Raw genomic sequence first — 3,772 nt, forward strand, 5'->3', positions numbered from 1 at the left:
AAGCAGCTCGCGGCGTTTGACCCGCAACATGACAACGTCAGCGGGGTTCGGCTGATCCCGACCGGATCGATCGCCGACCAGATCATCGTCCGTGACGGCAGGAGAGACGGGGCCGTGGTGCTCCTCAAATTCGATACCCGCCCAACCAAGGTGGATAACATCGGCCGGCTGCCGATGGCGTGGGTCGATCCGGCGGCCGCCGACACCAACGTCGTGCTGGCCAGCGGATCCGACGCCTTGGCGCAATATCAACGGGCACTGGATGAATGGCGGGTCTTGACCGCAGCGGCATTGACCGGCCTGGTCGAAGAGACCATGACAATCGCTGCGGAGTTCGCCAAGAACCGCTACACGCTGGGTGTGCCGATCTCGACGCTGCAAGGCATCTCCCACCCACTTGCCAACATTGCGATTACCGTGCAGGGCGGCCGAAATCTCACGCGGCGCGCTGCGTGGTTCTTGGACAACGAGCCCGACGAACGCCCGGAATTGGCCCCAGCGGCGTTTGTCTTCATGGCCGAGGAGGCGGCCAAGGCCGCGACGATGGCGGTGCATGTGCAAGGCGGTCTCGGCGTTTCGGCGGAGGCGGCCGCGACGGCATATCTGGTGCGGGCCCGTGGGTGGGCGCTGGCCGGCGGAGACCCCGGCGCCAGCGCCAAATACATCGCCGAGATCGTTGCCGAACGCGAAAGCCGTTCAGGAAAGGACGCGTAAGTGGATTTCTCCCGGGTCACGCTTTCCGACGACGATCAAGCCTTCTTCGACGAGGCGCGCGATTTCCTGAAAACCCATGTGACCGACGACGTCATACGCCGGGACCGCGAAACCGGCGACAACTTCGACGAAGGTGTGCATCTGGCGCTGGGTGCCGCCGGCTACCTCGAAGGCGAGTGGAAGCCGCACGCTGACGGCGGCTTCACCCGGGTGCGCCGCCGCATCTGGGAACTGGAGAAGCGGCGGGCGCATGTGCCCTGGGTGACGTGGGGGACAACTGCCATGGTGGCGCGTTCGGTGGCGAAGTTCGGGTCGGCGGAACTGCGGGATGAGGTAATGCCCAAGGTCTTCAGCGGGCACGTCCGGCTCTGCTTGGGGTACACCGAACCCGAAGGTGGTTCCGATATCGCCACCTGCAAGACCCGCGCAGCACGTGACGGTGATGGCTGGATCATCAACGGCTCCAAGATGTTTACTACCGGCGCGCACAAGTGCCAGTACGTCTTCCTCATCACCAACACCGATCCCGAGGCGCCCAAGCACAAGAGCCTGACCATGTTTCTGGTACCGCTCGATTCCCCTGGCATCGAGATCCAGGGCATCCGCACCATCGACGGCGACCGCACCAACATCGTCTACTACAGTGATGTACGCGTCGACGACAAGTACCGGCTCGGCGACGTCAACGCGGGCTGGACAGTGCTGCGTGAGCCGCTCAGCACAGAACATGGCGCAGTTGCCGCCGCACGCGACGGGTTGCAGGACGTATCGATCATGATGCACCAGGCCGGTTTCATGGCCGATGCCGTCGACAAGGCCGCCGGCAAGGTCGCGGAACGGGACCCCAACGGGTGCAGGCTCATTGACGACCAGTCGGTGGCATACCGGTTGGGTCGCAGCGCCGCACGGATGGAGGCGGCGTTTAGCGCGCCGAGCATCTTCGGTCGGGTAGCGCTTGCACAGACCATGCGCGATATCTCTCCGGACCTGATGGACATCCTCGGCACGGCGTCGACGCTGCCGAACGGGACCGACGGCGCGGCCGACGACGGCGCGTCCGAGTACGTCTACCGCTTCGCGCCGCTGGTCGGGATTTACGGCGGTACCCTCGAGGTGTTCCGCAACATGATCGCGCAATACGTGCTGGGTCTGGGTAAGCCGAATTACTCCGCGCCTAAAGCTAAGAAAGCCTCCTGACACGCCGAACGTGCACGGGCTGCGACCGTGTTCGGCGTGTCGTCGCAGCGGTTGCACGTTCGACGCACAGCTACGACGACGCCGCGGCATTCGTCGGATGCGCGTCGCTCTTGAACGCCTCTCGTCGGATGGTTTCCCACAGCGTCGGCGTGTGTTCGGTTGTCGAGACGACGACGATCTTCCGACTCGCCGTCCTGTCTTGGGCAAGTTTTACGAGGTAATCCGCCAGGTCGATGCGGGCCGTGAATGCGCCGATCGGATCCGTCTCTCCGGCAACATAATTAGTAGCTTCAGACAAGTCGAACAGACCAGACGGGCGTACGATCGTCCAGTTCAGGCCGCTGTCACGCACCAACGCTTCCATCCGCCGGATGTCGTCGTAGACGGTCTTGCCGATCGTGCGGGTGATGATCGGCTCAAACACCCGTAATGTCAGTGGCATATGGCGGCGGCCTGCTGCGGGAAATGCACCGGTCGAACTCACCACCACGAGGCGATTGACGCCGGTTTCGCGCATCGCGTCCACGACGTTGCGAGTGCCGACCGAATATGTGTCGACGGGCTGACGAGTGAACGACACACCGAGCGTAGACAGCACGGCGTCGGCGCCGTCGAAAATCCCTGCGAGTCCGTCGCGCCGCACATCCGCGCCAGCGATCGTCAGCCGCGGATGGATGATCGGGAACTCGTCTGGCCGCCGCGTCACGGCCACCGCCGAGTGGCCGGCGTCGAGCACGAGTCGTGTGAGCAGGCGTCCGGTCAGACCATTGGCGCCGAAGATGGCGATTTGCATGGGCACTCCTTAGCGGTTCTGGTGGCGGGTTGATGTCCTATGCCGCTGCGGCAGAGCGGGGATCAGGACCGCAGCGGCCACACAGTGCAACGCTGCCAACGTGTATTGGGTAGCGGGGTTGGCGGTCGTCTGGAAGACCGGCACGATGGATAGCACGAGAACAACGACGGTCAGCGCGATCCAGATGGCTCGGGAGGATGTGGTGTAGTGCTCGAGCAGGGCGATCACACCCCAGCCGGCAATTCCCGCGACTACCGTCGCGACAACGGTCAGCGCGAGCGTGACCTGGCGTGTGCCGATTGGCGTATCCACGAGGTAGTCGACGTGGGCCAGCCGCCCAATGAGCCACGCCAGACCGGTCGCGGCGGCGGCCATCGTGATCGCGACGATCCGACCGGCACGCCAGCGAGCGTTGCTGATCGCCTGTCGTGTAACCGTATGCGACATCGTTATCCCTTTCGGCGACCTGTTATACGGGCAAGCGGTTTTTGCTAGCTCGCTACTAGGACGAAACGGGCCGCGCGAAAGTTACAGGATGCGGCGCCCTCAGATCGTCAGGACGGTCGCGGCTGCGGTGCCGGGTGCACCGTACACCTGCGCGAAGCCGACCCGCGGAGTTCCGGGGACCTGGCGATCGCCGGCCTCGCCGCGCAGTTGGCGCACCAGCTCGTGCATCTGCCGTAGGCCGGATGCCCCGATCGGTTCGCCATTGGCGATCAGCCCGCCGTCGGTGTTGACCGGCATCGCGCCGGTGATTTCGGTCGCGCCGTCGGCCAGCAACTTCTCTTGCTCGCCGTCGGCGCAGAACCCCGCCTCGGCCATGTGGATCACTTCCGCACCGGCGTCGGTGTCCTGCAATTGGATAACGTCGACATCCTGCGGCGCGACCCCCGCTTTCTCGAAGGCGGCTTTGGCGGCGTAGACAGTCGGCGATACATCCTCGTCGACGGGTGCGTAGGTCGTGTTCACCTCGTACGCGCCGTAGCGCCGGGTGCGGACTTCGACCGCGCGGACATGGACGGGTTTGGTGGTGAACCGGTGGGCGATATCGGCGCGGCACATCACGAC

Annotated in this window: 5 protein-coding genes; 2 read left to right on the forward strand and 3 right to left on the reverse strand. The window is 64.6% G+C overall.

Going from position 1 to position 3,772, the window contains the following annotated elements; all coding sequences use genetic code 11:
• Together WAN71_RS03330 and WAN71_RS03335 are read left to right on the forward strand one after the other, a co-directional pair.
• Positions 1-714 (forward strand): acyl-CoA dehydrogenase family protein (locus tag WAN71_RS03330; protein ID WP_422223966.1); only part of this gene is annotated, 714 nt, incomplete at its 5' end.
• A complete protein-coding gene (locus tag WAN71_RS03335) occupies positions 715-1,911 on the forward strand; it encodes an acyl-CoA dehydrogenase family protein (protein WP_422223967.1) in 1,197 nt (398 codons plus the stop codon).
• A 70-nt stretch (positions 1,912-1,981) separates the two neighbouring features.
• On the opposite strand, the gene WAN71_RS03340 is transcribed toward WAN71_RS03335, so the two are convergent.
• The 3 genes from WAN71_RS03340 to WAN71_RS03350 form a co-directional block, all read right to left on the reverse strand.
• The gene (locus tag WAN71_RS03340; protein ID WP_422223968.1) at positions 1,982-2,704 is read right to left on the reverse strand and encodes an NAD(P)-dependent oxidoreductase; all 723 of its coding nucleotides are present in this window, start codon (positions 2,702-2,704) and stop codon (positions 1,982-1,984) included.
• Between the two features lie 9 nt (positions 2,705-2,713).
• A complete protein-coding gene (locus WAN71_RS03345) occupies positions 2,714-3,151 on the reverse strand; it encodes a DUF6069 family protein (protein WP_422223969.1) in 438 nt (145 codons plus the stop codon).
• A gap of 99 nt (positions 3,152-3,250) precedes the next feature.
• Positions 3,251-3,772, reverse strand: a 522-nt coding sequence (locus WAN71_RS03350) for a thiolase family protein (RefSeq protein ID WP_422223970.1), incomplete at its 5' end; no start/stop codon positions are given.

It is taken from the genome of Mycobacterium sp. (assembly GCF_049280035.1).
Classification (GTDB): Bacteria; Actinomycetota; Actinomycetes; order Mycobacteriales; family Mycobacteriaceae; genus Mycobacterium.